The 25,174-nt window shown below is 74.7% G+C and carries 22 protein-coding genes; 8 read left to right on the plus strand and 14 right to left on the minus strand.

Going from position 1 to position 25,174, the window contains the following annotated elements; all coding sequences use genetic code 11:
- Nucleotides 1–61: 61 nt before the first annotated feature.
- The 3 genes from COUCH_RS18525 to COUCH_RS18535 all read right to left on the minus strand — a co-directional run bounded on the left by COUCH_RS18525 (nt 62) and on the right by COUCH_RS18535 (nt 4,750).
- The gene (locus COUCH_RS18525; RefSeq protein WP_249613341.1) at nt 62–1,609 is read right to left on the minus strand and encodes a long-chain-fatty-acid--CoA ligase; all 1,548 of its coding nucleotides are present in this window, start codon (nt 1,607–1,609) and stop codon (nt 62–64) included.
- 91 nt (nt 1,610–1,700) lie between these two features.
- Entirely contained in the window at nt 1,701–4,007 is a 2,307-nt protein-coding gene (locus COUCH_RS18530) for an ABC transporter permease (RefSeq protein ID WP_249613342.1), read from the minus strand.
- Nucleotides 4,004–4,750, minus strand: a complete 747-nt coding sequence (locus COUCH_RS18535) for an ABC transporter ATP-binding protein (protein ID WP_249613343.1) — start codon at nt 4,748–4,750, stop codon at nt 4,004–4,006. Before COUCH_RS18535 ends, COUCH_RS18530 begins: the two co-directional genes overlap by 4 nt.
- Before the next feature lie 110 nt (nt 4,751–4,860).
- Here COUCH_RS18535 and COUCH_RS18540 point away from each other — a divergent pair, with 110 nt between their 5' ends.
- Entirely contained in the window at nt 4,861–6,099 is a 1,239-nt protein-coding gene (locus COUCH_RS18540; protein ID WP_249613344.1) for a sensor histidine kinase, read from the plus strand.
- Nucleotides 6,100–6,140: 41 nt separating this feature from the next.
- Nucleotides 6,141–6,728 (plus strand): LuxR C-terminal-related transcriptional regulator, encoded by a 588-nt coding sequence (locus COUCH_RS18545; RefSeq protein ID WP_249613750.1) that lies wholly within the window; start codon nt 6,141–6,143, stop codon nt 6,726–6,728.
- A 33-nt stretch (nt 6,729–6,761) separates the two neighbouring features.
- Here the strand turns inward: COUCH_RS18545 and COUCH_RS18550 are convergent, their stop codons facing one another.
- The 3 genes from COUCH_RS18550 to COUCH_RS18560 all read right to left on the minus strand — a co-directional run bounded on the left by COUCH_RS18550 (nt 6,762) and on the right by COUCH_RS18560 (nt 8,626).
- Complete coding sequence (locus COUCH_RS18550) at nt 6,762–6,938, minus strand: hypothetical protein (protein ID WP_249613345.1); 177 nt, start codon at nt 6,936–6,938, stop codon at nt 6,762–6,764.
- A 70-nt stretch (nt 6,939–7,008) separates the two neighbouring features.
- Nucleotides 7,009–7,854, minus strand: a complete 846-nt coding sequence (locus COUCH_RS18555; protein WP_249613346.1) for a DUF1028 domain-containing protein — start codon at nt 7,852–7,854, stop codon at nt 7,009–7,011.
- Between the two features lie 73 nt (nt 7,855–7,927).
- Nucleotides 7,928–8,626: an SDR family NAD(P)-dependent oxidoreductase gene (locus COUCH_RS18560; RefSeq protein WP_249613347.1), complete on the minus strand. Its 699-nt coding sequence runs from the start codon at nt 8,624–8,626 to the stop codon at nt 7,928–7,930.
- A 101-nt stretch (nt 8,627–8,727) separates the two neighbouring features.
- On the opposite strand from COUCH_RS18560, the gene COUCH_RS18565 reads away from it, so the two are divergent.
- The gene (locus COUCH_RS18565) at nt 8,728–9,582 is read left to right on the plus strand and encodes a helix-turn-helix domain-containing protein (RefSeq protein WP_249613348.1); all 855 of its coding nucleotides are present in this window, start codon (nt 8,728–8,730) and stop codon (nt 9,580–9,582) included.
- On the opposite strand, the gene COUCH_RS18570 is transcribed toward COUCH_RS18565, so the two are convergent.
- Together COUCH_RS18570 and COUCH_RS18575 are read right to left on the minus strand one after the other, a co-directional pair.
- Nucleotides 9,557–10,060, minus strand: coding sequence for a GNAT family N-acetyltransferase (locus tag COUCH_RS18570; RefSeq protein WP_249613349.1), 504 nt, complete (start codon nt 10,058–10,060; stop codon nt 9,557–9,559). The two genes, COUCH_RS18565 and COUCH_RS18570, sit on opposite strands and share 26 nt — an antisense overlap.
- Before the next feature lie 88 nt (nt 10,061–10,148).
- On the minus strand, nt 10,149–11,231 hold the full coding sequence (locus tag COUCH_RS18575) for a hypothetical protein (RefSeq protein WP_249613350.1): 1,083 nt from the start codon (nt 11,229–11,231) through the stop codon (nt 10,149–10,151).
- A gap of 98 nt (nt 11,232–11,329) precedes the next feature.
- On the opposite strand from COUCH_RS18575, the gene COUCH_RS18580 reads away from it, so the two are divergent.
- The 3 genes from COUCH_RS18580 to COUCH_RS18590 all read left to right on the plus strand — a co-directional run bounded on the left by COUCH_RS18580 (nt 11,330) and on the right by COUCH_RS18590 (nt 14,032).
- Nucleotides 11,330–11,893 carry a TetR/AcrR family transcriptional regulator gene (locus COUCH_RS18580; protein WP_249613351.1) on the plus strand — a complete coding sequence of 188 codons (564 nt, stop codon included), beginning with the start codon at nt 11,330–11,332 and terminating at the stop codon, nt 11,891–11,893.
- 276 nt (nt 11,894–12,169) lie between these two features.
- The gene (locus COUCH_RS18585; RefSeq protein WP_249613352.1) at nt 12,170–12,409 is read left to right on the plus strand and encodes a hypothetical protein; all 240 of its coding nucleotides are present in this window, start codon (nt 12,170–12,172) and stop codon (nt 12,407–12,409) included.
- Between the two features lie 126 nt (nt 12,410–12,535).
- Nucleotides 12,536–14,032 (plus strand): M1 family metallopeptidase, encoded by a 1,497-nt coding sequence (locus COUCH_RS18590; RefSeq protein WP_249613353.1) that lies wholly within the window; start codon nt 12,536–12,538, stop codon nt 14,030–14,032.
- 25 nt (nt 14,033–14,057) lie between these two features.
- On the opposite strand, the gene COUCH_RS18595 is transcribed toward COUCH_RS18590, so the two are convergent.
- From COUCH_RS18595 to COUCH_RS18610, 4 genes are read right to left on the minus strand one after another with little or no spacing between them, the layout of a single operon-like run.
- Nucleotides 14,058–15,365 (minus strand): extracellular solute-binding protein, encoded by a 1,308-nt coding sequence (locus tag COUCH_RS18595; protein ID WP_249613354.1) that lies wholly within the window; start codon nt 15,363–15,365, stop codon nt 14,058–14,060.
- 12 nt (nt 15,366–15,377) lie between these two features.
- Nucleotides 15,378–17,906, minus strand: coding sequence for a caspase, EACC1-associated type (locus tag COUCH_RS18600; RefSeq protein WP_346016007.1), 2,529 nt, complete (start codon nt 17,904–17,906; stop codon nt 15,378–15,380).
- Nucleotides 17,903–18,283: a hypothetical protein gene (locus COUCH_RS18605; RefSeq protein ID WP_249613355.1), complete on the minus strand. Its 381-nt coding sequence runs from the start codon at nt 18,281–18,283 to the stop codon at nt 17,903–17,905. The genes COUCH_RS18600 and COUCH_RS18605 overlap by 4 nt, the downstream gene beginning before the upstream one ends.
- 46 nt (nt 18,284–18,329) lie before the next feature.
- Entirely contained in the window at nt 18,330–19,481 is a 1,152-nt protein-coding gene (locus tag COUCH_RS18610) for a DUF2786 domain-containing protein (RefSeq protein ID WP_249613356.1), read from the minus strand.
- Nucleotides 19,482–19,508: 27 nt separating this feature from the next.
- Between COUCH_RS18610 and COUCH_RS18615 the strand changes: the two genes are divergently transcribed.
- A complete protein-coding gene (locus tag COUCH_RS18615) occupies nt 19,509–20,126 on the plus strand; it encodes a LysE family translocator (protein WP_249613357.1) in 618 nt (205 codons plus the stop codon).
- A 41-nt stretch (nt 20,127–20,167) separates the two neighbouring features.
- Here COUCH_RS18615 and COUCH_RS18620 read toward each other — a convergent pair whose 3' ends face one another.
- Nucleotides 20,168–21,070, minus strand: coding sequence for an SDR family oxidoreductase (locus COUCH_RS18620; RefSeq protein ID WP_249613358.1), 903 nt, complete (start codon nt 21,068–21,070; stop codon nt 20,168–20,170).
- Between the two features lie 410 nt (nt 21,071–21,480).
- Nucleotides 21,481–23,676, minus strand: a complete 2,196-nt coding sequence (locus COUCH_RS18625) for an MMPL family transporter (protein WP_249613359.1) — start codon at nt 23,674–23,676, stop codon at nt 21,481–21,483.
- Between the two features lie 172 nt (nt 23,677–23,848).
- Here COUCH_RS18625 and COUCH_RS18630 point away from each other — a divergent pair, with 172 nt between their 5' ends.
- Complete coding sequence (locus COUCH_RS18630; RefSeq protein ID WP_249613360.1) at nt 23,849–25,117, plus strand: sensor histidine kinase; 1,269 nt, start codon at nt 23,849–23,851, stop codon at nt 25,115–25,117.
- The last annotated feature ends 57 nt before the right edge of the window (nt 25,118–25,174 follow it).

Genomic DNA, 25,174 nt, shown 5'->3' on the forward strand with positions numbered 1-25,174 from the left:
ACCGCTCACTGTGCCGTACCCACGCAAACGATCATCAGCGGCACCGGACGCGCCGACGGGGTCAGGACAGCTCGCGCTTGAGCAGCTTGCCGGTGGCGGTCATCGGCAGTGCCTCCACGAACGCGACGATGCGCGGGTACTTGTAACTGGCCATCTGCTCGCGGGACCAGGCGACGAGCTCCTCCTCGGTGACCGTGGCGCCCGCCTTGCGGATCACGTACGCCTTGACCTCCTCGCCGTGGCTGGGGTGCGGCACGCCGATGACCGCGGCCAGCGACACGGCCTCGTGGGTCATCAGCACCTCCTCGATCTCCCGCGGGTACACGTTGAAGCCGCCCCGGATGATCATGTCCTTGGCGCGGTCGACGATGTAGTAGAAGCCGTCCTTGTCGCGCCGGCCGAGGTCGCCGGTGCGGAACCAGCCGTTGTTCATGACCTCGGCGGTGGCCTCCGGCCGGTTGTAGTAGCCGCGCATGATGTTGTGGCCGCGGATCGCGATCTCGCCGATCTCGTCCTCACCCTCGACGGTGTTCCACTCCGGGTCGATCAGCTTCACCTCGACGCCCCAGATCGGGATGCCGATGGAGCCGGGCCGCGGCTCGCTGTCCGGGTCGCTGAACGTGGCCACCGGTGAGGTCTCGCTGAGGCCGTACCCCTCGAGGATCTGGACGCCGAGCCGGGTCCTCACCTCCTTGATGATCTCGACGGGCAGGCTGGAACCGCCGCTGACGGCGATGCGCATGGTGCGGGCGATCCGCTCCACGTCCACGCCCTCGGAGAGGGCGTTGAGCAGGCCCCAGTACATCGTCGGTACGCCTGCGAAGAATGTCACGTTCTCGTTCTCCAGCAGCTTGACCGCGCCGGCCGCCTCGAAGCGCGGCATCAGCACGAGCGTGGCCGCCGAGGAGAAGCCGGCGTTCATGTTGACGGTGGAGCCGAACGAGTGGAACAGCGGCAGCACCAGCAGGTGCGTGTCGGTGCCCGGGCGCGACTGGAACAGCCGGTTGCAGGTCAGCGCGTTGAGGACCAGGTTGGAGTGGCTCAGCTCGGCGCCCTTGGCCTGCCCGGTCGTGCCGCTGGTGTAGAGGATGACGGCCGGGTCGGTCTCGGCGGCGAGCACGGTCTCGAAGACCGGCGACTGCCCCGCGAGGGCCTGCCCGAGGGTCTCGGTGCCCTCGATCGGCGAGGCGGCGGCCGGGTCGGCGGTGATCAGGAAGAAGTGCTCGCAGTCCTGCGTCTGACCGAAGCCCGCGTGCCCCTCGGCGCCCATCGGCAGCTCCGCCGTGCCCTGGAAGCAGAAGTACGCCTTCGCCTGCGAGTCGGCCAGGTGGTACGCGATCTCCCGGCCCTTGAGCAGCACGTTCAGCGGCACCACCACCGCGCCCGCCTTGAGGATGCCGTAGTACACCACCGGGAAGTACGGCAGGTTCGGGCAGGACAGGGCCACCTTGTCGCCCGGCCGGATGCCGCGCGACACGAGCAGGTTGGCGATCTGGTTCGCGGCCGCGTTCACCTGGGCGTACGACATCCGCTGGTCGCCCAGCACGACCGCCGCGCGCTCGGGGTAGTGCCGGGCGCTGTCCTCCAGGAACACGGAGAGGTTGAGCATGCGTGGGACTCCTTGCGCAGATCCGCTTCGACGTCGGGCTCCAGCTCAGCATGCCGGGCGCGCGGGAAGAACCCTCCGTTTCGGTCGTGTTTCACCGCGGCCGCGCCCGCAGCACCGGCAGGCTCGCCGCCGCCACCGCGACGGCCGCGCAGACCAGCACGACGAGACCGCTCTGGCCCCACGGCACGACCAGCCGGACCGCCTGCTGCAGCTCCTCCTCGACCGCGTTGCGCATGCCCAGCAGCGCGGCCGCCGCGACCGCGCCACCCAGGACGCTACCCACCGCCACGCTCAGCAGCGCCTCCCCGGTGGTCAGCCGCAGGACGTGTCCGGTGCCGCCGCCCGCCAGCCGCAGGGCGGTGAACTCGCCGCGCCGCGCCGAGGTGGCCATGAGCAGGGTGTTCGCCACAGCCAGCCCGGTGTAGCCGGCCGACAGGCCGATCAGCACGACGAGGAAGATCCGGATGATCCGGCCCTCGGCGTCGATCAGCTCCTGCACGTACGCGCGGACCGGCAGCACCTTCATCCCGGCGACCGGCACGGCCGGACCGTCGAGCAGCACGACGCCGGCCAGCGCCGCCGGATCGTGCTCGCGGACCAGATCGCGAGGCAGGACGACGAGGTCCTCGGGGCCCTCGTGCGTGCCGGTCACCTTCAGCGTCGTGGTGGTCCCGTCGGGGAAACCCACGGCCACCGACTCCGGCCGGTTCCTCAGCTCCGCGGAGAGCCGGATGCCGCTGACCCCGGCCTCGCCCCTCGCGTCCCGGCCGCTGGTCGTCGCGCCGATGGTGACCAGCACCTCGGTGGTCAGCTCGTAGTCGCCCGGCTGCCTCGCCGCGACGGACGGCGCCAGCCCCGGGGTCCCGTCCGGGGCCGCCACCAGCGTGGCCGGCAGCCCGGCGGCCTGGTCGATACCGGCCGCCTCCTCGATGGTGGCGACCATGCCGGTCATCAGCACGGCGAAGCCCACGGTCAGCATCACCGGTGCGGCCGTCGAGGCGAGCCGCCGTACGCCGGTCAGCGTGCTCTCGCGCAGCAGCATCCCGGTGGCGCCGCGCCGGAACGGCCACGTCACCAGGCGCACCATCGGCACGATGACCACCGGAGCCAGCAGCGCGGCCCCGACGAGCAGCAGCATCGCCGCGCCCAGCGCCGCCGAGGTCCGCGTCATCACCGGCAGGGCCGGCAGCGCGGCCATCAGCCCGCCGCCCGCCGCCGCGGTCGCCAGGCCGGCGATCCAGCGCGGCACGGTCATCGCCCGGCGGTCGATCGCGGCGTCGCGCAGGGCGTCGAGGGCGGGGATGCGGCTCGAGCGGCGGGCAGCCACCCACACCCCGGCCAGCGCCACGACGACACCCAGCAGGAACGATCCGGCCAGCGCGGCCGGCTGCACCGCCACCGAGAACCCCGCCGGTTCCAGCCCGGCGGCCACGAGCGGCGGCGCGAGCAGGGGAGCGGTCAGCGCCCCCAGCGGTACGCCCACCGCACCGCCGAGCCCCGCGACGACGAGGGTCTCGGCGTACATGAGGCGTACGACCTGTCCCGGCGTCGCGCCGACGGCCCGCAGCAGGCCGGTCTCGCGCCGGCGCTGGGCGGCGCTGAGCGCACAGGTCGACGCCACCACGAACACCGCCACGAACCCGCCGAGCGTCACCATCGCGATCAGCAACTGCGCGCCCAGCCACCGCGTACGCGTCACCGCCTCGTCCTCGAGCTCGTCCCTCTCCCTGCCGCTGAACACGAGCCCGTCGCCGCCCACGATGGACCCGGCGGCGGCTGCGACCGTATCCGCGTCGCCGGTGACGGTCAGCCCGATCACGCGCACCCCGGCGGCGAGCTGCTGCGCGGCCTCGTCGCCGAGGTAGAAGCCGGGCCCGTCCACCGTCCCGGTGACCGTCCACGTGGCCGGTCCGCGCCCGGTCAGCACGTCGATGCGGGTGCCCGGCGCCACCCCGCCGAGCGCCACCTCGCCGGCCCGCCGCGGCGCCACGCCCGCGGTGAGCCGGTAGCCGCCGAGCACCGCCGACGACCACGCGTGCCCGTCGGCGCGGGCGGCGTCCGGGTCGCCGGTCGCCCGGCCGCCGACGACCCGCTGCACGTAGAAGACCGGATCGGGCACCGCCGCGGCGACACCCGGCAGGACCGCCAGCCGCGCGGCCAGCTCAGCGGCCCGCGCCGGCGTCCACGAGCGGTACTCGGGGTAGCCGTCGCGGCCGGTGCCGACGCTGGGGGAGTGCACGAGCACGGGGGACGCGCCGTAGCGGGCCGGGGCCTCGGGACGCGAGGACGCCCACAGGGTCGTGGCCCCCGCGACCACGGCCACGCCCAGGGCGATCGCGACGAACGTGCCGGCGAACGCGGCGAACCGGTGCCGGACCATGGTCCACGCGAGGCTCATCGCTCCTCCAGCCGGGCCATGCGCAGGGCGATCTCCGGCGCGCCGGACGGGCCGGGCAGCTCGTCGACGACCCGGCCGTCGGCGAGGAACAGCACCCGATCCGCGAAAGCGGCCGCGTACGGGTCGTGCGTCACCATCACGATGGTCTGGGCGTGCCGGTCCACCGCCGCGCGCAGCAGGTGCAGCACCTCCCGGGACGCCCTGGTGTCCAGCGCGCCGGTGGGCTCGTCGGCGAACACCACCGCCGGGCGGGTCACCAGCGCCCGGGCGATCGCCACCCGCTGCTGCTGGCCACCGGACAGCTCGCTGGGCCGGTGCCCCGCCCGGTCGGCCAGGCCCACCTCGGCGAGCATCGCGCGCACGTCCCCGGGCGCCGGCCGTCGGCCCGCCAGGCGCAGCGGCAGCGACACGTTCTGCTCGGCGCTCAGGGCCGGGATGAGGTTGAACGACTGGAACACGAAGCCGACCCGTTCCCGGCGCAGCTTCGTGACCGCCTTCTCGGACAGCCCGGCGAGCGGCACGCCGTCGATCACCACCTCGCCGCGGGTCGCCCGGTCGAGGCCGGCGGCGCAGTGCAGCAGGGTGGACTTGCCGGACCCGGAGGGGCCCATCACCGCCGTGAACGTGGCCGGCGGGATCGCCACGTCCACCGCGTCGAGGGCGGTCACGGCGGCTGTGCCCGTACCGTAGATCCTGGTGACGGCCCGCAGCTCGACGGCCGTGCCGATGGTCGTGATGGTCATGGCACGAGCCTGGCGGCCGCCGGGGCCCCGCACAGTCACGCAGCGGCGAGGATCGAAGGTATACCTGGCGCTACCGTCCGCGGTGCACCTCGCCGGTAGCGTCACTGACCATGCCGGTCCGCAACGCCCTCGACGCGCTGACGATGCGCCCGACGCGCTTCCTGGCCTCGTCCTGGCCGTGGCGCTCGCTGGCGTACCTGACCGGCGGCGCGCTGCTCGGCTTCGCGACGATCCTCGTGGTGCTGGGCCTGCTGGGCGCCGGCCTCGTGCTCTCGGTGGTGGTGATCGGCGTGGCCGGCTACGTGGCCACGATCCTGTCCGGGGTGGCGGTCGGCCGGCTCGAGCGGTGGCGGATGCGGCTCATCGACCGCGACGCGCTGCCCGACCCGCACCGGCGGCCGGACAAGCCGTGTGTGCGCGCCTGGCTGATGTGCCGGCTGCGGGAACAGGCCACGTGGCGCGAGCTGGGCTACGCGATGGTCTCCGCGGCGGTGCTGTGCTGGATCGACGCGGCGGTCGTCTTCGCCGCCGTGATCGTGCCCACGGCGTTCCTGTTCGCCCCGGTCTACCTGACCGACCGGCCGCTGGCGTACACGCTGCCGCAGACCCTGCTCGCGCCGATCGGGTGGGTCATCGCCGCGTACCCGGTGACGGCCTGGGCGGGCGCGCGGGCGGCCATGGCCCGGGCCATCCTGGCGCCCCGCAGCGACGACACCGACGCGAAGCTGGTCGAGCTCACCCGCTCCCGGGCCCGCCTCGTCGACGCGTTCGAGGTGGAACGCCGGCGCATCGAACGCGACCTGCACGACGGCGCCCAGCAGCGGCTCGTGGCGCTCAGCATGCAGCTCGGCCTGGCCCGCCTGGAGGTCACGGCGGGCTCACCGGCGGAGGCGCCGCTGGTGGCCGCGCAGGACCTCGCCCGGCAGGCCCTCGCCGAGCTGCGCGAGCTGATCCGCGGCGTGCACCCCAAGGTGCTCACCGACCGGGGGCTGGCCGCCGCCGTGGGGGACGCGGCCGGGCACGCGCCCGTACCGGTGGACCTGGATCTGGGCATCGACCGGCGGCTGCCGGAGGCGGTGGAGGTGGCGGCGTACTTCGTCGTGGTCGAGGCGCTGGCCAACGTCGCCAAGCACAGCCAGGCCACCCGGGCCGCCGTGACCGCGACCGTCCACGGTGGCCGGTTGTATCTCGACGTGCGCGACGACGGGCGCGGCGGCGCGGACCCCGGCCGGGGCAGCGGCCTCGTCGGGCTGGCCGACCGGGTGGCGGCGGTCGACGGCACCGTGTCGCTGTCCAGCCCGCCCGGTGGCCCTACGCTCGTGCACGTGGAGATCCCGTGCGAGTCGTGATCGCCGAGGACGGCCTCATCGTGCGCGAGGGCATCGCCGGCATGCTGCGGCGCTTCGGCCACGAGGTGGTCGCGGCCGTCGCCGACGCGCCCGCGCTGCACGCCGCGGTCGCCGCCGGGAAGCCGGACATCGTGGTCACGGACGTACGGATGCCGCCCGGGTTCAGCGACGAGGGCCTGCAGGCCGCGATCGCCCTGCGCGCCGCCGACCCCGAGCTGCCGGTGCTGGTGCTCAGCCAGTACGTGGAACAGACGTACGCCGCCGAGCTGCTCGACTCCGGCCGGTCCGCGGGCGTCGGGTACCTGCTCAAGGACCGCATCGGCGAGGTGACGGAGTTCGTCGACGCGCTGGAACAGGTGGCGGCCGGCCGTACGGTCGTCGACCCGGAGGTGGTCCGGCAGCTCCTCGGCCGCCGCCGCGACCCGCTGCGGCGCCTCACCCCGCGCGAACGGGAGGTCCTGGCGCTCATGGCCGAGGGGCGCTCCAACACCGCGATCGCCCGTACGCTCGTGGTCACCGAGGCGGCCGTCGCGAAGCACATCGGCAGCCTGCTCGCCAAGCTGGACCTGCCACCGGACGCCGACGACCACCGGCGGGTCCGGGCGGTGCTGGCCTACCTGCGCGGCTGAGCCGCCGCGGCCCCGCATCCGGGCCGGACGGAGCTATGTGCGCGGCTGAGCCGCCGCCGGCTCCGCATCCGGGGCGGGCGGGCCCGGGGCGCGGCGCGGCGCCGGGCGCTCGACCGCTGCCATGACCGCCGCCAGGCCCAGCACGCCCAGCGACAGATCCCGTGCCTCGCCGGGCGCCTCCGCCTCGGCCACGTGCTCGACCTGCTGCATGCGCTTCCCCGTTCCCCGCTGAACCGGACAAACCGATCCTGTCAGGTACGCGGGCCGCCGGCGGCCGAATTCACGAAGCCGCCCGCAGGTGCGCGAGGACCAGCGGGTCGATGTGGCCGGCCACGACGCGTTCCTCGAGGTTCTCGACGCCGGCCCAGGACGCGAGCGCCTCGTCCAGGTCCGCCGCCGCCGGTCCCGCCCCGTGACCCGCGGCGGCGAGGCGTTCGCGCACCTCGCCGGCGAGCGGGCCGGTCAGCTCCAGCAGTGTCGCCGGGTCCGGGCGCTCGAAGTACAGCGTGTGCATCTCCAGCAGGCGGCCCAGCTCGGTCACCGGGTCCGGGTGGTCGTCCACGCGCAGGTCGGCCACCACGTCGCTGGTGCCGCCGTACCCCATGCCCTTCGCGACCACCAGCAGCGCCGCGCTCTGCCGCCCGCGCCGGTCACCACCCGCCCGGTCACCCGCGCGCAGCGCCGCCACCAACCGGTACGCCAGCCGTTCCTGCGCGGCGCCCGCCAGCCAGGCGGCCCGCATGTCGTCGACCACGTGCGGGCCGGCCAGCATGTTCCCCTGGATCGCGAAGCCGTCGCCGGCCGTGCCGCCCGCCCACGCGTGGCAGGCCGTACCCGTGAACGTGGCCCCGTCGCCCTCGGCGCCGACCACCCCGACCTGCCGGTGGTCCACCGGTCCGGCGTCGCCCGCGATCAGCGCGGCCACCGTCTGCGTCGCGGCCACGCCCGTGCCGAGCAGCGCCAGCGCCTGCGGCCGGTACGCGAGGTTGGCGTACGACTGGGTGGCCACCGCACCGACGCCGGCCAGTGCGGCCGGCACCGCCGCGCCGACACCGAGAAACTTGCTGGCCACGGCCACTCCGAGCGCGCTGCCGTCGGCCGAGCGCGCCACGATCGAGAAGGTCATGGCCCGCACGGTATCGCCCGTCGTGACACGACGGGTGGGGGACGGCGGGTGTGACGGTCCCGGCCGGGGTGCTTCAGGACCAGGCGATCTCCCCGTGGCGGTCGACGAAGCGGCCGGACCCGTGGCCCGGGCCCTCGGTGGCCAGGGCGACCACCGCGTCCGTGCCCTCGGTGACCGTCTGCGGGCCCGAGTGGCCGTTGAAGTCGGTGGCCGTGTAGCCCGGGTCCGCCGCGTTGATCCGGATGCCGGGCAGCGCCTTGGCGTACTGGGTGGTGAGCATCGTGAGCGCCGCCTTCGAGGCCGTGTAGGCGGGGTGGATCGCCCGCGATTCGGGCCGGGCCGGGTCGTGGGTGGCCGCGAGCGAGCCCATGGCGCTGCTCACGTTGATGACGACCGGGTCGGCCGAGCGCCGCAGCAGCGGCAGGAACGCCGTCGTGGTGCGGACGACGCCCGCGACGTTGACGTCGAGGACGGCGAGGACCTCCGCGCCGGTCAGCGCGCTGGGGTCGCCGTACGGGCCGGCCACCCCGGCATTGTTGATCAGTACGTCGACCGCCCCCTCGTGGCGCTCCACGTCGGCGGCCGCGGCGGCGACCGACGCGTCGTCGGTGACGTCGACGTGGACGAACCGGGCGCCGAGCCGGTCGGCCGCCGCGGCCCCGGCGGTGGCGTCGCGGGCCCCGAGCAGCACGGTGTGGCCGCGCTCGACGAGACGGCGGGCGGTCTCGTAGCCGAGGCCCTTGTTGGCCCCGGTGATGAAGGTGATCGTCATGCCTCCACGGTCGGGCGGGCCGGCGCCGTGCGCCAGGGACGCCGGGGCGGTAGGAAAAGCGTTACCAGGCCGGGGGTACGCCCGCGCGGCACAATCGGCTGGTGACGACTTCCGTGGCCGAGCTCGGCGCCACCCTGCGGGCCTGGCGTGACCGCCTCACCCCGGCGGCCGCGGGACTGCCGAGCGGGCGTGCCCGCCGTGCGAAAGGGCTGCGCCGGGAGGAGCTCGCCGATCTCGCCGGCATCTCGGTCGACTACGTCGTACGCCTGGAGCAGGGCCGGTTCACCACGCCGTCCGCGCAGGTGATCGCCGCGCTGGCCCGGGCGTTGCGGCTGACCGGCGCCGAACGCGACCACCTGTACCGGCTGGCCGGGCTCCTCCCGCCGGGCGACGGGCAGATCTCCGATCACATCCCGCCCGGCGTGCACCGCGTGCTGCACCGGTTGCGGGACACCGCCGTCGCGGTCTTCGCCGCGGACTGGCAGCTGATCTGGTGGAGCCCGTCCTGGGCGGCGCTGCTGGGCGACCCCGCGGCGGTGCCGCCGGCGCTGCGCAACTTCGCCCGCGACACCTTCCCGGTCGGCGGGGCCGGTCCCCGGCTGTCGCAGTGGCCGGTGCTCTCCGCGGCCGGCGACGCGGTCGAGGCCGCCGTCGTGTCCGACCTGCGCCGGGCCACCGGGCGCTTCCCGGCGGACGAGCGTCTGGCCGCGCTCATCCGGGTCCTGGCGGCGGGCAACGCCCGCTTCGCCGAGCTGTGGGCGGCCGGGGAGGTGGGCGCGCACCGGGAGGACCACAAGGTGGTCCAGCATCCGGCGGTGGGGCCGATCGAGGTCGACTGCGACGTGCTCAGCGACGGCGAGCTCAAGATCGTGGTCCTCAGCGCGGCCCCGGGTACGGAGGACGAGACGAAGCTGCGGCTCGCGGGCGTGGCTACCGGGTTCGTCCCGGGGCGGTGAGCAGCAGGACGGCGTACTCGTCGCCCGGCTGCTCCGGCTGCCGTCGCAGCCCGGCGCGTTGCGCCACCCGGATCGCGGCGGTGTTGCCCGGGTCCGTCTCCACCAGCACGGGCCAGTCCGGGTGTACGTCCGCAGCCGCCGCGATCGCCGCCGTGGCCATCTCGGTCGCCAGTCCATGTCCCCAGTGGACGGGGTGCAGCCGGTAGTACAGGTTCCAGCACCGGATGCCGCGCCACAGCTTGGGCTGGACGCCGCCGAAGCCCGCGACCCGTCCGTCGAGCTCGAGCGCCCAGTAGCCGAGCTCACCCTCGTCCCACACCCGGCAGAACGCCGCCAGGTACCGGGCGGAGGCGGCGGGATCGGGCGCGGGGCGCGGAGGCTGCTCGCCGGCACGCAGTGCCGTTTCCAGCGCGACGAACTCGTCCAGGTCGGTGCGCAGAACCCGGCGCAGGGTGAGGCCGGTGGCCGTGCTGTCCATCCCTCGACCGTAGACCGGCGGTCGCGCAACGGCCCGGACCGGGCGGTCCGGTCGCGTCCGTGGGGGCGGTTCGTCGCTGTGCCCGTACCTATCTTGTGATCTCGGCAGTCAGGAATTCGCCGCCGCAGGACTCGGCGAGGGACGGGCCGAAGAGTGCGGCCGGCGTGTACGCGCCGGGCCGGCCCTCGCCGGCCAGCAGGCGGCGGGCGATCTCGGCCGGCACCGCGCCGGTCCAGGCCTGGGCCTCGCCGAGGCGCAGCCAGCCCTCGCGCGTCGTGCCGTCCGCCCAGCGCGCGATCGCGTGCCCCCACGAGTGTTCCCGTGGGCGCGGGCGGGCCGCGACCGTCACCGCGGCCAGCCGTCGCCTCGCGAAGGACCGTACGGGTCCGACCGCGAGCAGCGCGGTCGCCAGCGGCAGGACGGCGCGCACGAGCGGCGAGGACGGGGCCTCGCTCGACGCGGCGACGACGTCGGGGGCGCCGCTGGCGCGCTGGGCCGCGATCAGTTCGCCGAGCGGCATGCCCGCCGTGGTGACCGCCGTGCCGTCGGGCAGCGTGAGCCGGGTGGCGTCGCCCCCGAGCCGCGCGGCGACCAGCCGCCCGCCGCGGTAGCCGCGGCCCTGGAAACGGCGGCCGCCCTCGACGCCGGGCAGCCCTTCGAGCAGGGTGCCGGCCAGCGCCTCGCCCACCGCGCCCGCCTCCATGGCGAGGGACGGGACCATGTCCACGCGGACGCGCTGCGGCGCCGCCCGCCCCTCGCAGAGCTTCACGACGACGCTCTCGGTCGCCGTCACCCCGAACCCCGCGCCCGTCACGACCGTACGGCCGGCCGCCGCGGCCGCAGCGTTTCCTCCGAGCGTGGCTGCGACGGCGGCGATGTCGTTCGCCAGGTCGACGTAGTGGCTCGCGGGCAGACAGGCCCGGACGAGCTCCGGGGCTGTCGCGGTGAACGGGCCGATCGTGTTGATGACCACCGCGGGCCGCTGCCGGCGGATCTCGGCCGCCGTCTGCGCGACCGACGCCGCGACAACCGTACGGTCACCGCCGGCCGCCGCCGTCAGGCGCTCCGCGTCGCGACCGGCCAGCACCGGGCGGATGTCCCGCTCCCGCAGCGCCGTCGCGATCGCCCGCCCGCTGCGGCCGGTGCCGCCCAGAACCCACACCTCGGTCATCGCACAGCTCCGCCCTCGTCCGGCGCCGTCCGAATGACGACATGCCGTGTCATCACGGTACGCCCGATGACACGGCATGTCATCACTAGACTGGCGGCGTGAGCAGATGGGAACCGGGTGCGCGGGAGCGCCTCCAGGCGGCGGCCCTCGACCTCTTCGCCGAGCAGGGTTTCGCGGCGACGACGGTGCCCGAGATCGCCGCCCGCGCCGGCCTCACCACGCGTACCTTCTTCCGCCACTTCGCGGACAAGCGCGAGGTGCTCTTCGCCGACGACGCCGAGATGCCGGCGACGGTCGCGAAGCTGATGGCCGAGGCGTCCGAGGCCGCCGAGCCGATGGAGCTGATCGTGCAGGGCCTGCGGACCATCGCCGAGGCCCGCTTCGAGGGCCGCCGGGCCGCGCTGCGCCACCGCCGCGACCTCGTCCGCTCCGACGAGGGCCTGCGCGAGCGGGACCTGCGCAAACGGGCGGCCCTGGCCGAGGCGGTCCGGGAGGGTTTCCTGGCCCGCGGCCTCGACCCCACCCGCGCCGCCCTGCTCGCCGAGACCTGCGTGACGCTGGTGAGCGTCTCCATCGCCGAGTGGCTGGACGGCGACGACGACCGGCGGTTGACCGACATCCTGGACGAGGTTCTCCAGAGGCTGCGCGCCGAACTCGCATAACGGTCCTGCCTGGCACAATTCCGGCCGTGTAGACCGGCCAGTTCTGGGCGCTGATCGGCGTACGGCGCACCGACGGCGACGATCACGGCCTTCGAGGACCGGCTCGCCGAGCTCCTGCACGCGCTGGACACACCCGCCCACCGTCTCGGGCATGCGATCGCTCAGGACCCCGCCTGGGCGGCCTGGTGGGCTGCTTCCGGCATCGCGCACTGCGAGCTTCAGCTGACGGACCCGGAGCTCGGCGGCGAGACGGGGGTACGGGCCGGTGCCGGCCGCGTGGAGGCGCGCGCCGCGGCGTCGCTCGGAGGCCCGCAGGCGGCGGCCGCGGACGTCACCCGGCTCCTCGGCGCCGTACGGGCCAAGCTGGATCTCGGCCCGTTGCCGCCCCTGCCCGAGCCCTCGGACGAGCTCCCGCCGGGCATCGGCCGCGACCTCGACGACCCGCGACCGATGGGGCTGCTGCGCTCGCTGCTGACGATCTGGCGAGCCCGGAAGGCGCTCCGCCGGGGCGTGTGAGGCACCGGCTACTGGTTCGAGGTGGAGCGTCGCGGGCCGACGGGCGTCGACATTCTTCGATAGGTTGCGGGTGACTCATCCACGCCGGACCGCCGACCCGGTCCGCCGACGGAAGGATTCCCGACCGTGCGACGACTCCTGGTGGCGACCGCCGCCACCGTGTTGACCCTCGCCGGGACCGCCGTTCCCGCCGCCGCCGCGCCCGCACCCGGTGGCGCGGGGCTGGGGGACGAGTACTTCCCCGACTACGGCAACGGCGGCTACGACGTCTCCCACTACGACATCCGGCTGCGCTACTACCCGGACCAGGACCGGCTCACCGGCACCACCACGATCCTGGCCACCGCCGAGCAGGATCTCAGCTCGTTCAACCTGGACTTCATCCTCGACGTCGCCTCGGTCAAGGTGAACAACCGGCCGGCCACGTTCGTGCGGCAGGGCGACCACGAGCTGGTCGTCACCCCGGCACGCACGCTGTCCGACGGGCAGGCGATGACCGTGGTCGTGCAGTACTCGGGGGTGCCGTCGAACAAGGTCGCGGCCGGGTACACCGCCTGGGTCCGGACCCCGGACGGCGCGCTCGCGGTCGGGGAGCCGGAGGAGGCCTGGTGGTGGTTCCCGAGCAACGACCACCCGTCCGACAAGGCCACCTTCGACGTCTCCGTGGCGGTGCCGGACGGCGTCGAGGTGATCAGCAACGGGGTGCAGCCGCGTAACCCCACGCCCGAGATCCTCGGCTGGACCCGGTGGTACTGGCGGTCCGAGAAGCCGCAGGCCACCTACCTGGCGTCGCTCGCGATCGGCCAGTACGACATCACCCGGGACGTCACGGCGGACGGCCAGCCCGTGATCAACGCGTACTCGAAGCTGCTGCCCGAGGCCTTCGACGCGGCCGCGCGGTCCAGCGTGGAGCGCACCGCGGAGATCACCGACTGGGAGGCCACCGTCTTCGGGCCGTGGCCGTTCGAGGCGCGCGGCGGCGTCGTCGCCCCGCCCGGCACGCTCGGCTTCGCGCTGGAGAACCAGACCCGCCCCAACTACTCGGCCGCGTTCTTCCGGGGCGGTTCCAACACCTCGGTCATCGTGCACGAGAACGCCCACCAGTGGTTCGGCGACTCGGTGTCGGTCGCGCAGTGGAAGGAGATCTGGCTCAACGAGGGCTTCGCCAGCTACGCCGAGTGGCTGTGGTCCGAGGCGCAGGGCGAGGGCACGACCGACGAGATCTTCGATTACCTGTACGCGACGGAGCCGGCCGATTTCTGGACGGTGGAGCCCGGTGACCCCACCGCGCCGCTGCTGTTCGACAACGCCGTCTACGACCGGGGCGCGATGACGCTGCACCAGCTGCGCCGGACCGTCGGCGACGACGACTTCTTCGAGATCCTGCGCACCTGGACGGCGGAGCACCGCTACGGCAACGCCACCACCGAGGAGTTCATCGCGCTGTCGGAGAAGATCTCCGGCCTGCAGCTCGACGAGCTGTTCCAGACGTGGCTGTACACCCCGTCCAAGCCCGTGCTGACCGGGAACCAGGCGCGGGCGCTGGCCGCGAAGACGGCGGTCAAGGCGCCGAAGTCGTGGGCGCAGATCAAGCGCACGCACGAGCTGCTGCACGGGCACTGATCCGCCCACCCGGGCCCGGGGGCGGTCACCTGCCCTGCAGGGCCCGGGTCAGCTGGTCGGCCAGGTCCCGGGGCAGCCGCGGCTGCCGGCCGGTCAGCACCTGCGACACCTGCAGGTTCAGCCGCTTGCTGAAGGCCACGTAGTTCGGTGACATCGGGCGCAGCTGCGCGGTGTCGACGGCCTCGCGCAGCAGCGGCGCGTACGGGTATTTCTGCTTGATGGTCTCGTTCTCGTAGACCGCGGCCCGGGTGGCGGCGAAGCCACCCGGGTCGAACAGCATCTCCTGGCTGCGCTGGTTCGTGAGGAACTCGATCAGCGCCTGGGCGGCCCTCGGCTTCTTCGTCCGCTCGGAGATGGCGAGGTTCTGCCCGCCGAGCACGCTGGGTCCGGGCAGCTTCGTCACCGCGAACGGCACCGGCCGGCGACCCGGCCCGGTCTGCTCGCCGCCCGCGCCGCCGGCCTGCGGCTGGTCGCCGGCGAGCATCGTGCGGTACGCGACCGGCCAGTTGCGCATGAACAGCACCCGGCCGTCCTGGAAGGCGACCCGGCTGCCGGTCTCGTCGAACGACGTGGACTCCGGCAGCACCACGTGCGGCCCGGCGTCGCGGCGGGGCGTCAGCCGCCGTACGGCCTCGTCCCAGCGGTCCAGGTCGAGGCTGACCCGCCCGTCGGCGGCCACGTCGAGGCGCCCGCCCGCCGCCCACACCGCCTCGAGCACGTTGACCGTGAGGCCCTCGTACCGGGCGAGCTGCCCGGTGTACGCCCCCTCGAAGCCCGCCCGGCCCGCCGCCGCCTCGATGGCCGGCCAGGTGAACGGTGGCTTGAGCTGCTGGTCCGTACGGTAGTAGAGCAGGCCGGCGTCGGTGTTGAACGGCAGCGCCCACAGCCGGCCCTCGTACCGGCAGGTCTGCAGCGGCTTGGCCATGAACGCATCGCCGGGCCGCTCGGTCAGCAGCTCCTCGTCGATGGGCCGGATGAGTCGGCGCCCGGACGGCGGGTCGGCGAAGTACGCGGTCCACGCCACGTCGAGGTTGAAGATGTCGGTGTCGCCGTCCTCGGCGCGGTTGGCCATCTCGAACCACTGCCCGTCGGCGTCCTGCGGCACGGTGACGATGCGGGCGCGGTTGCCGGGGTGGCTGTCGTTCCAGAGGTCGATCAGGTGCTGACGCTGCCCGCCGGTGCTGTCGTCCTGGCCGCTGAGCACGACCAGCTCGCCGGGCTCCAGCTCGGGCGGGCCGGCGAACGGTCCGAACAGGAACAGCGAGGCCGCCACGGCAGCGCCGGTCAGGTTGCCGGCGGCGAAGAGCCACCACGGCTTGCCGCGTATGCGCATCGGCCGCACCCCCTATCCCCAGATCGTCCGGAACATGCTGCCGAGCACGGGCTCCGGGGAGCCGGCGCCGGCGTCGAAGCAGCGGCCGCCGGTGCCCTCGGCGACCTGCCGCAGCCCGGTGTCGGCGCAGGTCACCGAGCCGACGGCGATGACGAAGACGCGGACGCCGGCGGTCTGTGCCGCGGTCGGCCGGGGCTGCCCGCTGGTGTCCTGGCCGTCGGTGAGCACCACGAGGGTCCGCAGGGGATCGCCGTCGCCGCGCCCGGCGCGCAGGGCGGCCGCGCCGCGGCGGACGGCCTCGTACAGCGGGGTGCCGCCGGCGGGCCGGACCGGGGAGGTGGCCGCGCGGACCCGCCGCACGGCGTCCGGTCCGGACGGTCCGAGCGGCACCAGGTCGCGGGTGGCCCGTCCGCCCGTGCCGGCGAAGGTGAGCAGCCCGAACCGGTCGCGCCCGCCGAGCCGGGCGGCGGCCCGCTCGACCGCGGCCACGGCGACCTCCCATCGGGTACGGGTGGGATCGGCGGTGACCGTGTCCATCGAGCCGGAGGCGTCCAGCGCCACCAGGAACCGTCCCGGGCGCCCGGCGCCGGCGTACAGCTTCTGCACGTCGCGGCGGGTCAGCGCGTCCGGCTCACTCTGCACCACGCGCGCGAACGGCCAGTCGGCGAGGGCCCCGAAGTCGGTGCCGAGCGGCTCGCCGGCGTCGTACGCGTACGGCCGCAGCCCCGTGCGCAGCAGCGCGGCCCGGCCGGGGTCGGTCCGCAGCCAGCGGGCGAACCATCCGGCGTACGAGCGCGTGGTGCCCGCCTGCTGCCGCGCCGGCCAGTCGAGCGTCACCACCACCTGCCGCACGGCCGGGGTGTCGGCGGGGTAGTAGGCGCGCAGCCGGTCGCCGCCCTGCGGGGGACCGCCGCGGGTGCACGGCCCGCCGGCCGGGTCGCCGCGGTTGAAGCGGACCAGCTGCTGCTCGGTGACCACGACGGCCGCGGTGCCGCGCAGGACGGCCTGCCGGCACAGCAGCCCCGCCTCGTCGCCGACCGGATAGGTGCCCGCGTCCAGCGCGCGCTCGATGCGCTGCTCGTAGCGGGTGCGGGCGGCGGCCGGGCCGATCGTGGCGCCCGCGTACAGCCGGGCGGTGGCCATCTCGGCGACCGCGGAGGTCCGGGGATCGCCGCGGACCACCCCGCCGGCGCGGCTGACCAGGTCGAACAGGTCGGGCCACGGCAGCGCGGCCCGGCGGACGCCGGCGGTGACCCCGGCCTTCTCCGGCACGCCCAGCACGACGGGCGTCCAGGCCACCTCCGACACCGTGGCCGACGCCGGATCCAGCGCGGGCACCTCACCGCGCGCGCCGGGCAGCCACACGTCGGGATGCGGGCCGACGTCCCGCAGGTACGTCCGCCCGTCCGCGCCGCGGTCCCATCCGTGCCGCAGCCCGTCCGTCATCTCCTCGGCGGTGGCGGGGTACACGTACATGTCGGCGGAGCGGCAGCCGTGCTGCCGGGCGGCGACCCACTCCTCGAAGTCCGCGGCGAGGTCCCGGTACGCGCCGATCCCCGCCGGGTCCGCGGCGACGCGGACGTGCGCGGGCGTCGGGCAACCGCCGGTGCTCGGGGTGTCGGCCTGCACCGCGCAGCCGGCCAGCAGGACCGCGGCGAGCAGCAGTGCCCGCGGGGCGCGGCGGCCGCCCGCCGCCGCGGTGTCCGGCGGATCGGGCGGGACGTCCGGGTCCGGCTCGGAGGGCCGGGCAGGGCCGGGTGGCAGCGGGGAGCGGGCGCGATGGGCCAGGCGCAGCATGCCCTGCAACCGGTGCACCGAGTACGTCGGGTGCTGCTCGACGCCGGCCCCGAGCTCGCTCATCCGCGCGTGGACGTACAGGTGCAGCTCGTGCGCGTCGACCTCGCCGTCGCGGTTGAGGTCCGCGTCGCCGGTCCGCAGCCCTTCCACGACGCAGCGGGTGAAGAGCCCGCCGGTCCGGCCCTCGACCGCCTGCTCGATGGAGGTGGCCGCCGCGATGACGACCTGCCCGCGGACGTGCGCGTCGTCCGGCACGAGCTCGTCCGGCGCGGCCGAGCCCACCGGCGGCGCGGGCGCCGGCCGGGGACCGGCGTGCACGAGGTCCTTGCGTTCGTCGAAGGCGCCGGCGTAGCAGCAGTCCAGCAGCACCACGATCCGGCGGGCCGGGCTGGTCTCCATCTCGTGGGTGATGTCCGTGGCGGCCAGCGCCGTGACCCAGAGCGCGTCGGGCACGGTGTCGGTGACCGCGAAGTAGAGGTGGCCCTCGTCGTTGCGCACGCCGTGGCCGGCGATGGACAGCAGCAGGATGTCGCCGGGCGCCGCGAGGGCGAAGAACTGGCCGATCCGCCGCCCCGCGGTACGCACGTCCGGGTTCTCCAGGACGGTCACCTCGAAGTCGCCGACGCGCGGGTCGCCGAGCACCCGGGACAGCTCCTCGGCGTCGCGGGCGGTGCCGGGCAGCCGGGAGAACGCGGGGTCGGTGTAGTCCTCCGTCGCGATGATCAGCGCCCGTCGATGGCTCAGCGTCGTCTCAACTCCCTGACGAACGCCTCGATGATCTTCTGGCGCTCGGCCGGGGTCGCGTCGCTCAGCTCGATCTCCCTGTCGCCGACGCGGAACCGGATCGAGCCGCGGTTACCGGGCCGGCGCAGCCACCCGCTCAGGTACGTCAGCACGCCGCCGATCACCTCGGGGGTCGCGGCGAGGGTCAGCAGCATCGTGCCGACCGCGATCGCCTCCGCGCTGCGGGCGCCCTCCGTCGTGCCGGCGACCGTGGCCTGCTCGACGGCGATGACCTCGCGCAGCTCGTGCAGCTCCTTCAGCAGCTTCTGGGTGGCCTGGTCGGTGGCGTGCGGATCACCGGCCGCCACGATGACGCGCGCCACGGTTGTCGTCTCCACCCGTGCACCATACACAGTGGAGTCAAGATCAGACTGTGCGTGATGATCAGGCGAGAGTGGCCTCGTCGGCGGCCGTCCGGCCCGACTCCCAGCCCTCCTCGCTGTGCACCCGCAGCCCCCGCCCGCGGACCGTGCGGGGGAACGCCCGCTCCCGGGCCTCGCGGACCTGCACCTCGCGCGAGGCCAGCACCGGCAGCAGGGCGGCGGCGTCACCCGTGCCGGCCAGCGCGGCCCGGTCCGCCTCCGCGAGCCGCTCGCCGATGCGGACCGCGTACCCGACCAGGAAGGACTGCCGGAAGGTCTTGAGCCGCGCGCGGCCCGCCTTGCCGCCGGGCGGTTCGTCGCGCGCCATGGCCCGGTGCGCCTGCACGAGCAGCGACGTGTGCAGCAGCTCCACCGCGTCCATGTCGGCGTCGAACCCGAACAGCGTGGCGAACCCGAACTCCGGCGACCACACCACCTGGCAGCGGTTGGCCCCGGCCACCGAGGCGAGCAGGGCGGCTTTCTCGCTCTCGTAGGGGTGGTCGATGCCGACGCGCCGGGCGTACGGGGTGACCCGCGCGTCCCCGGCCCCGACGAGCGCCTCCTCGAGGCTGTGCCGCGAGATCAGCTCCTGGGCCTTGGCGCTGTACGCCTCCGCCTCGGCGGGGAAGGTGGTCGACTCGGCCTTGGCCAGCAGGGCCCGTACGCGATCCAGCAGCGCCGCGTTCGCGTTCCTGGGCGCGGGCCGGGCCACCTGCCCCGGCGGCGGGATGAGCACGTCCAGCGGCGGTAGTGCCGCGAGCACGCTCAGCACGCTCAGGAACGCGTCGATCAGGCTCACCCGGTCGGCCCGGCGCCGCCGCGCGACCTGGCCGACGTACTGCTCGTCGGCGCCCCACCAGGCGCGGGCGTCGAGCCCGTCGGCCTGGGCCCGCCAGCGCGGATCGACGGCGCGTGGCTTGAACCCGCGCAGGTACGCGGCGACCGCGTCCACGATCAGGTGGGCGTGGGCGGGGTCGCCGCGCCGGGCGACGACCCGATGCACCTCGGCCGGTTGCCAGCCGGCCCGGAACAGGCGCGCAGTGGCGTCGAACAGCGCGCCCGCGAGCACCGGATCGACCTCGGCCGCGGGCGCGACGGTCAGCTGGTCCAGCCCGTCCTCGTAGCCGAGCCGCCCGCCGACCACGGCCGCGACCGTCTCCCGTACCGATGTCACCGGTCAACCTTAGTTAGGGTGGCCGGCGTGACGACGGCGACTCAGGCACTGGCGTTCACCGGCGTGATCGCGATCGGCGCGATGTCGCCCGGCCCGGACTTCGCGGTGGTGGTACGCCGCGCCGCGCTCGGCGGGCGGGCCTCCGGCGTGGCCGCGGCGAGCGGTGTCGCCTCGGGCGTCTTCCTGTGGTCGGTGGCGGCGGCCGCGGGGGTGGCAGCCCTGGTGGCGGCGGCCCCGGGGGTGCTGGCGGCGATCCGCTGGGCGGGCGCGGCGTACCTGGCGTACCTGGGGGTCCGCGCGCTGATCGCCGCCGCCCGGCCGAAGCCGGGCCCGCTCGCGGTGGGGACCGGCCCGGCGGGCGGCGCCTTCCGGGACGGGCTGCTGTGCAACGCGCTGAACCCGAAGGCCGCGGTGTTCTTCCTGGCCTTGCTGCCGCAGTTCCTGCCCGCCCGGCCCGGCGTGTCCGACACGCTGACGCTCTCGCTGCTCGCCGTGGCGATCACACTGGTGTGGTTCAGCACGGTGGCGGTGCTGGTCGCGGCGCTGCGGCGGCTGTTCGCCCGGCCGGCGGTGCGGCGCGGGCTCGACGGGCTCAGCGGGCTGGCGCTGCTCGGCCTCGGTGCCCGGCTGGCCCTCACCCGCTGACGCGCCGGGCCGCCCCTCCGGCCTGCCCGGACGGTGACCGGTCAGGCGGGGTGCGCCGCGGCGCTGCGTCCGCGGGCCCGGTCCGGATAGTGTTTGCGCAGATCGGCGGTCGTCAGCCGGTCGAGCATCCGGTCGGGGCGGACCCGGGCGGCCCGGGTCAGCAAGGAAGCCGTCGCCCCGATCGTGTAGCGGGTCCGGGGCCTGCGGGCCGTCACCGCCCGGGCGATGGTCCGCGCTGCGACCTCGGCCGTCGTGCCCGCCTCGGTGAACGCGGCGACGTGGGCGGGCAGGGCCTGCACCAGCGCGCCGTACCGATCGGCCTGCTCCCGGGTCAGGCGCGTGCCGAGCTCTCGCAGGGCCGCGGTGCCGTGGCCGACCATCTCGGTCTTGACGCCGCCGGGTTCGACCACCACCACGCGGACGCCGTGCGGGCCGACCTCGTTGCGCAGGGCGTCGCTCACGGCTTCCATGGCGAACTTGCTGGCGGCGTACGGCCCGTAGCCGGCCATGGCGATCCGGCCGTTCAGCGAGGTGATGTTGACGATGCGGCCGCCGCCGCGGACCAGCGCCGGCAGCAGGGCCTGGGTGACCGCGACGTGGCCGAAGAGGTTCACCTCGAACAGGCGCCGCCAGTCGGCGAGCGGGGTCACTTCGATCGGGCCCGCCCCCGGTATCCCGGCGTTGTTGACCAGCGCCCGCAGCGGACGCCGTTGCGGGTCCCGGTCGATGCGAGCCGCCAGGGCCGCGACGTGGCCGGCGTCGGTGACGTCGAGGATCACCGGCTCGATGCCGGCGGCGCGCAGGGCCGCTCCGTCGCTGTCGCGGCGCACCCCGGCGAGCACGTGGAACCCCCGGCGGGCCATCTCCCGCGCGGTGGCCGCCCCCATCCCGGTCGACGCACCGGTCACGACGAGCAGGCCCTGAATTTCGGATGACGTTGTCATCTCTCCACCGTCCCGGCCTGAGATGACATGAGCGGGACGCCCGGCGGTACGCGGCCCTGCTGATCAGCAGCGCCAGCGGGATCGCGGGTATGCAGGTGAGTGGTCAGCTGCCCCACGAGAAATGGGGCGGCGTCTCCGCGGAGGAGCTCGTCGACATCCTCGTCGGCATGGTGGCACGCGAGAACCGGCCAGCCTGACGCCGGTCCGGGGTCCGGCCCGGTTCTGTCGCACCGGCGGTCCGGCCCGGTTCTGCCGCACCGGCGGTCCGGCCTGGTTCTGCCGCATCGGCGGTCCGGCCGCATCGGCGGTCGGGGACCTGGCTTGATTCTGCCGCACCGGCGAGCCGGGCCGCCGCCTGTGAACGGCGGCGGCCCGGCGTGCGAGGCCCGGTGCTCAGGAGGCCGGCATGATCAGCGTCCCGCGCCGACCAGTTCCGGCGCCGGCGGTGCCGGCTCCGGCTCGGCGGGGCGCAGCTTGTCGCCCTCGACGTCCACGTCCGGCAGGATCCGGTCGAGCCAGCGCGGGAGCGCCCAGGCGCGGCGCCCGAGCAGCGTCATCGCCGCCGGGACGATCGTCATCCGGACCACGAACGCGTCGAAGAGGATCGCCGCGGCCAGCGCGAAGCCGATCGACTTGATGATCGAGTCGGGCGAGAGGATGAAGCCGGAGAAGACGCTGATCATGATGATCGCGGCCGCGGTGACCACCCGTGCCCCGTGGCCGAAGCCGTCCACCACCGCGTCCCTCGGCGCCGCGCCGTGCACGTGTTCCTCGCGCATCCGGCTGACCAGGAACACCTCGTAGTCCATCGCCAGGCCGAACACGATGCCGATGAGCAGCACCGGCAGCAGGCTGACCACCGGGCCGGTCTGCTCGACGCCGAAGACGCCGGCGAGCCAGCCCCACTGGAACACCGCGACGACCGCGCCGAACGTGGCCACGATGCTGAGCAGGAAACCGCCGATCGCCTTGAGCGGCACCAGGACCGAGCGGAACAGCACGGTCAGCAGCAGGAACGCCAGCGCCACGATCACCGCGAGGTACGGCACCAGCGCCTCACCCATCTTCGCGGACATGTCGATGTTGACCGCCGTCGTGCCGGTGACCGCCAGCTCCGCCCCGGTACGCCCGCCCACGCCGTCGTCGAGGCCGCGGATCGCGTGCACCAGATCGGTGGTCTGCCGGCTGTCCGGCGCGCTGGCCGGGATCACCTGGAGGATCGCCGTGTCACCGGCCGGGTTGAAGGTGGCCGGGCTGACCGTGACGACGTCCGGCAGCTTCTTGATCGCGGCGGCCGCGTCCTCGGCGGCCCGCTGCGGCTCGGCGCTGCCGGCGGCGTCCACGACGACGAGCAGCGGGCCGTTGAAGCCCGGGCCGAAGCCATCGGTGAGCAGGTCGTACGCCTTGCGCTGGGTGGTGTCCGGTGCGGCCATGTTGTCCCCGGGCAGCCCGAGCCGCAGGCTCAGCGCGGGGATCGCGATCACCAGCAGGCCCAGCGTCGCCGCGGCGAGCGTCAGCACCGGCCGGCGGGACACCAGCCGGGCCCAGCGCCGGCCCGCCGTGGTCCGTCCGGCGTCGCCCTCGGGGTCGCGGGCCCGGCGGCTGCCGCTGATCCGGCCACCGACGAATCCGAGCAGCGCGGGGAGCAGCGTCAGGGCGATCAGCACCGCGACCGCGACGGCCCCGGCGGCAGCCAGGCCCATCTGGGTGAGCACCGGCAGGTTCACCACGGCGAGCGCGGACAGCGCGATGACCACCGTGAGGCCGGCGAAGGTGACCGCCGAGCCGGCCGTGCCGACCGCGCGCCCGGCGGCCTCGATGCCCGTACGGCCCAGGGCCACCTCGTGCCGGTAGCGGGAGACGATGAACAGCGCGTAGTCGACCGCCACGGCGATGCCGAGCATGAGTGCGAGGGTCGGCGTGTTGCTGCTGAGGTCGGTGAAGCCCGACACGATCTGGATGCCGGCCATCGCCGCGCCCACCCCGAGGATCGCGGTGAGCAGTGGCAGCCCGGCGGCGACCAGCGAACCGAAGGTGATCACGAGGACGACGCCGGCGACCAGCAGGCCGATCACCTCACCCGGCCCCTGCTCACCCGGCTCCTGCATGGCGTCGCCGCCCGCCTCGACGCTCAGCCCGGCGTCGCGCCCGATCCCGGCGGCGCCGGTCAGCGCGTCGCGGTCCGCGTTCGTCAGCTCGTCCGCCGGCACCTTGAACGTGACCTGGGCGTACGCGACGGTTCCGGCCTGGTTGACGGTGCCCTTGAGCGGATCGGTGACGTCGGCGACCTGCGCCCCGGTCCGTACCCGGGTGACCGTCTGCTCGATCGCGGCCCGGTTGGCCGCGTCGGTGACCTTCTCGCCCTGCGGCGCGACGAACACGACGCGGGCCTGGGCGCCGCCGGCGCCGGACTGCGGGAAGCGCTCCTGGAGCAGGTCCTGGGCCTGCTGTGCCTCGGTGCCCGGGATGGTGAACGTGTCGGAGGTCGGCCCGGACAGGGTGGCCGCGCCGACCCCGAGTATCGCGAGCACGGCCAGCCACAGGGACAGCACCAGCGTGCGGCGGCGGAAGCTGAACCGACCGAGCCGATAGAGATAGGTAGCCATCGCTTCTCCAGGTGAGCCTTCGTCAGGGACTCACTCACGGTCCCGGGAAACGGCCGCCGCGTCGTCGTCCCGGTGCAGGCAGCTGCGTACCATGATCGTGGTATCCGGGCCGGGCCCCGTTACTGCGCCGGGACGACGCCGGGCTGGTCGCTTCCGCGTACGGTGCAGGGTGATGGAGACCAGGCACATCGCCCGGATGAGGGCGTGGAAGGAAGCAGCGGCGGAGAAGCCGATGCTGCTCGACGTCCTGCTCGCGATCGTGCTGGCGTGGGCCGTCTTCAAGGCGACGGTCGACGACCGGGTGACGCCCAGCGACGTCCTCGTGGCGCTGGTCGCGTTCCTGGCGGTGCTGCTGAGGCGCCTGCGGCCGTACACGGCGCTGGGCGTGGCGACCGCCGCCACGGTGGGCGCGGTGCTGCGCGGCGTCAGCAATCCCGGGCTGATCGTCGCGCTGGGCGTGATCACGTACTCGATCGCGGCGCACACGAACCGGCGCCGCGGGTGGATCTGCGCGCTGGCCGCGTCGTCGCTGGTCTACGCGACCGGCCTGGTTGTGGCGGTGGGGGACTGGTGGCGCTTCGAGACCCTCGGCGTGTTCGCGTGGATCTTCATGGCGGCGGCCGCCGGGGACGCAGCGCGCATGCACCGGGCGTACATCCGTGAGGTGGAGGAACGCGCCCGCCGCGCCGAGGAGACGCGCGAGGAGGTGGCGCGGCGCCGGGTCATGGACGAGCGCGTCCGCATCGCCCGCGAGCTGCACGACGTCGTCGCCCACCACATCGCCGTGATCAGCGTGCAGGCCGGCGCGGCCGCCCACATCCTGCAACGTCAGCCGGACCAGGTGGGCCCGGTGCTCGCGCACATCCGCGACGCCTCCGACACCGTGCTCAAGGAGATCCAGTCGGTGGTCGGGGTGCTGCGCAGCGGCGACGAGGCGGACAGCCACGAGCCCACGCCGGGCCTCGCCCGCCTGCCGGAACTGCTGGGTGCCCTGGAGGCGACCGGTTTCCGCGTACGCCACCAGCAGCGCGGCGTGCCGCGGGACCTGCCGGCCCTGGTGGACCTGGCGGCGTACCGGATCGTGCAGGAGGCGCTGACCAACGCGCACCGCTACGGCACCGGCTCGGCCGCCCTCCTCGTCGAGTACGCCCCCAGCGGCGTGATCGTCGAGGTCGCCAACGAGGTGCCGCCGGAGCCGTCGACGCCGGGACCGGGCTCCGGGTACGGGCTGCTCGGCATGCGGGAGCGGGCGGCGTCGGCCGGCGGGCGGGTCACGGCGGGCTTCGTGGAGGACGGCCGGTTCCGGGTGCACGCGGTCCTGCCGATTGAGGCCCCGGCTGCCGCTCCCACCCCCGGGGAGGCGACGGCCCCGGCCCGCACGTCGCTGGTGCTACGTCCGGGCCTGCGAGGCTGCGTCATCCCGCGCGAGGAGCCGGCGTGACCGACCGCACCGAGCTTCGCTCAGCGTGGGTGGAAGGCGGCCGTGCCGGCGAGGGCC

This window comes from Couchioplanes caeruleus (genome assembly GCF_023499255.1).
Lineage (GTDB): Bacteria > Actinomycetota > Actinomycetes > Mycobacteriales > Micromonosporaceae > Actinoplanes > Actinoplanes caeruleus_A.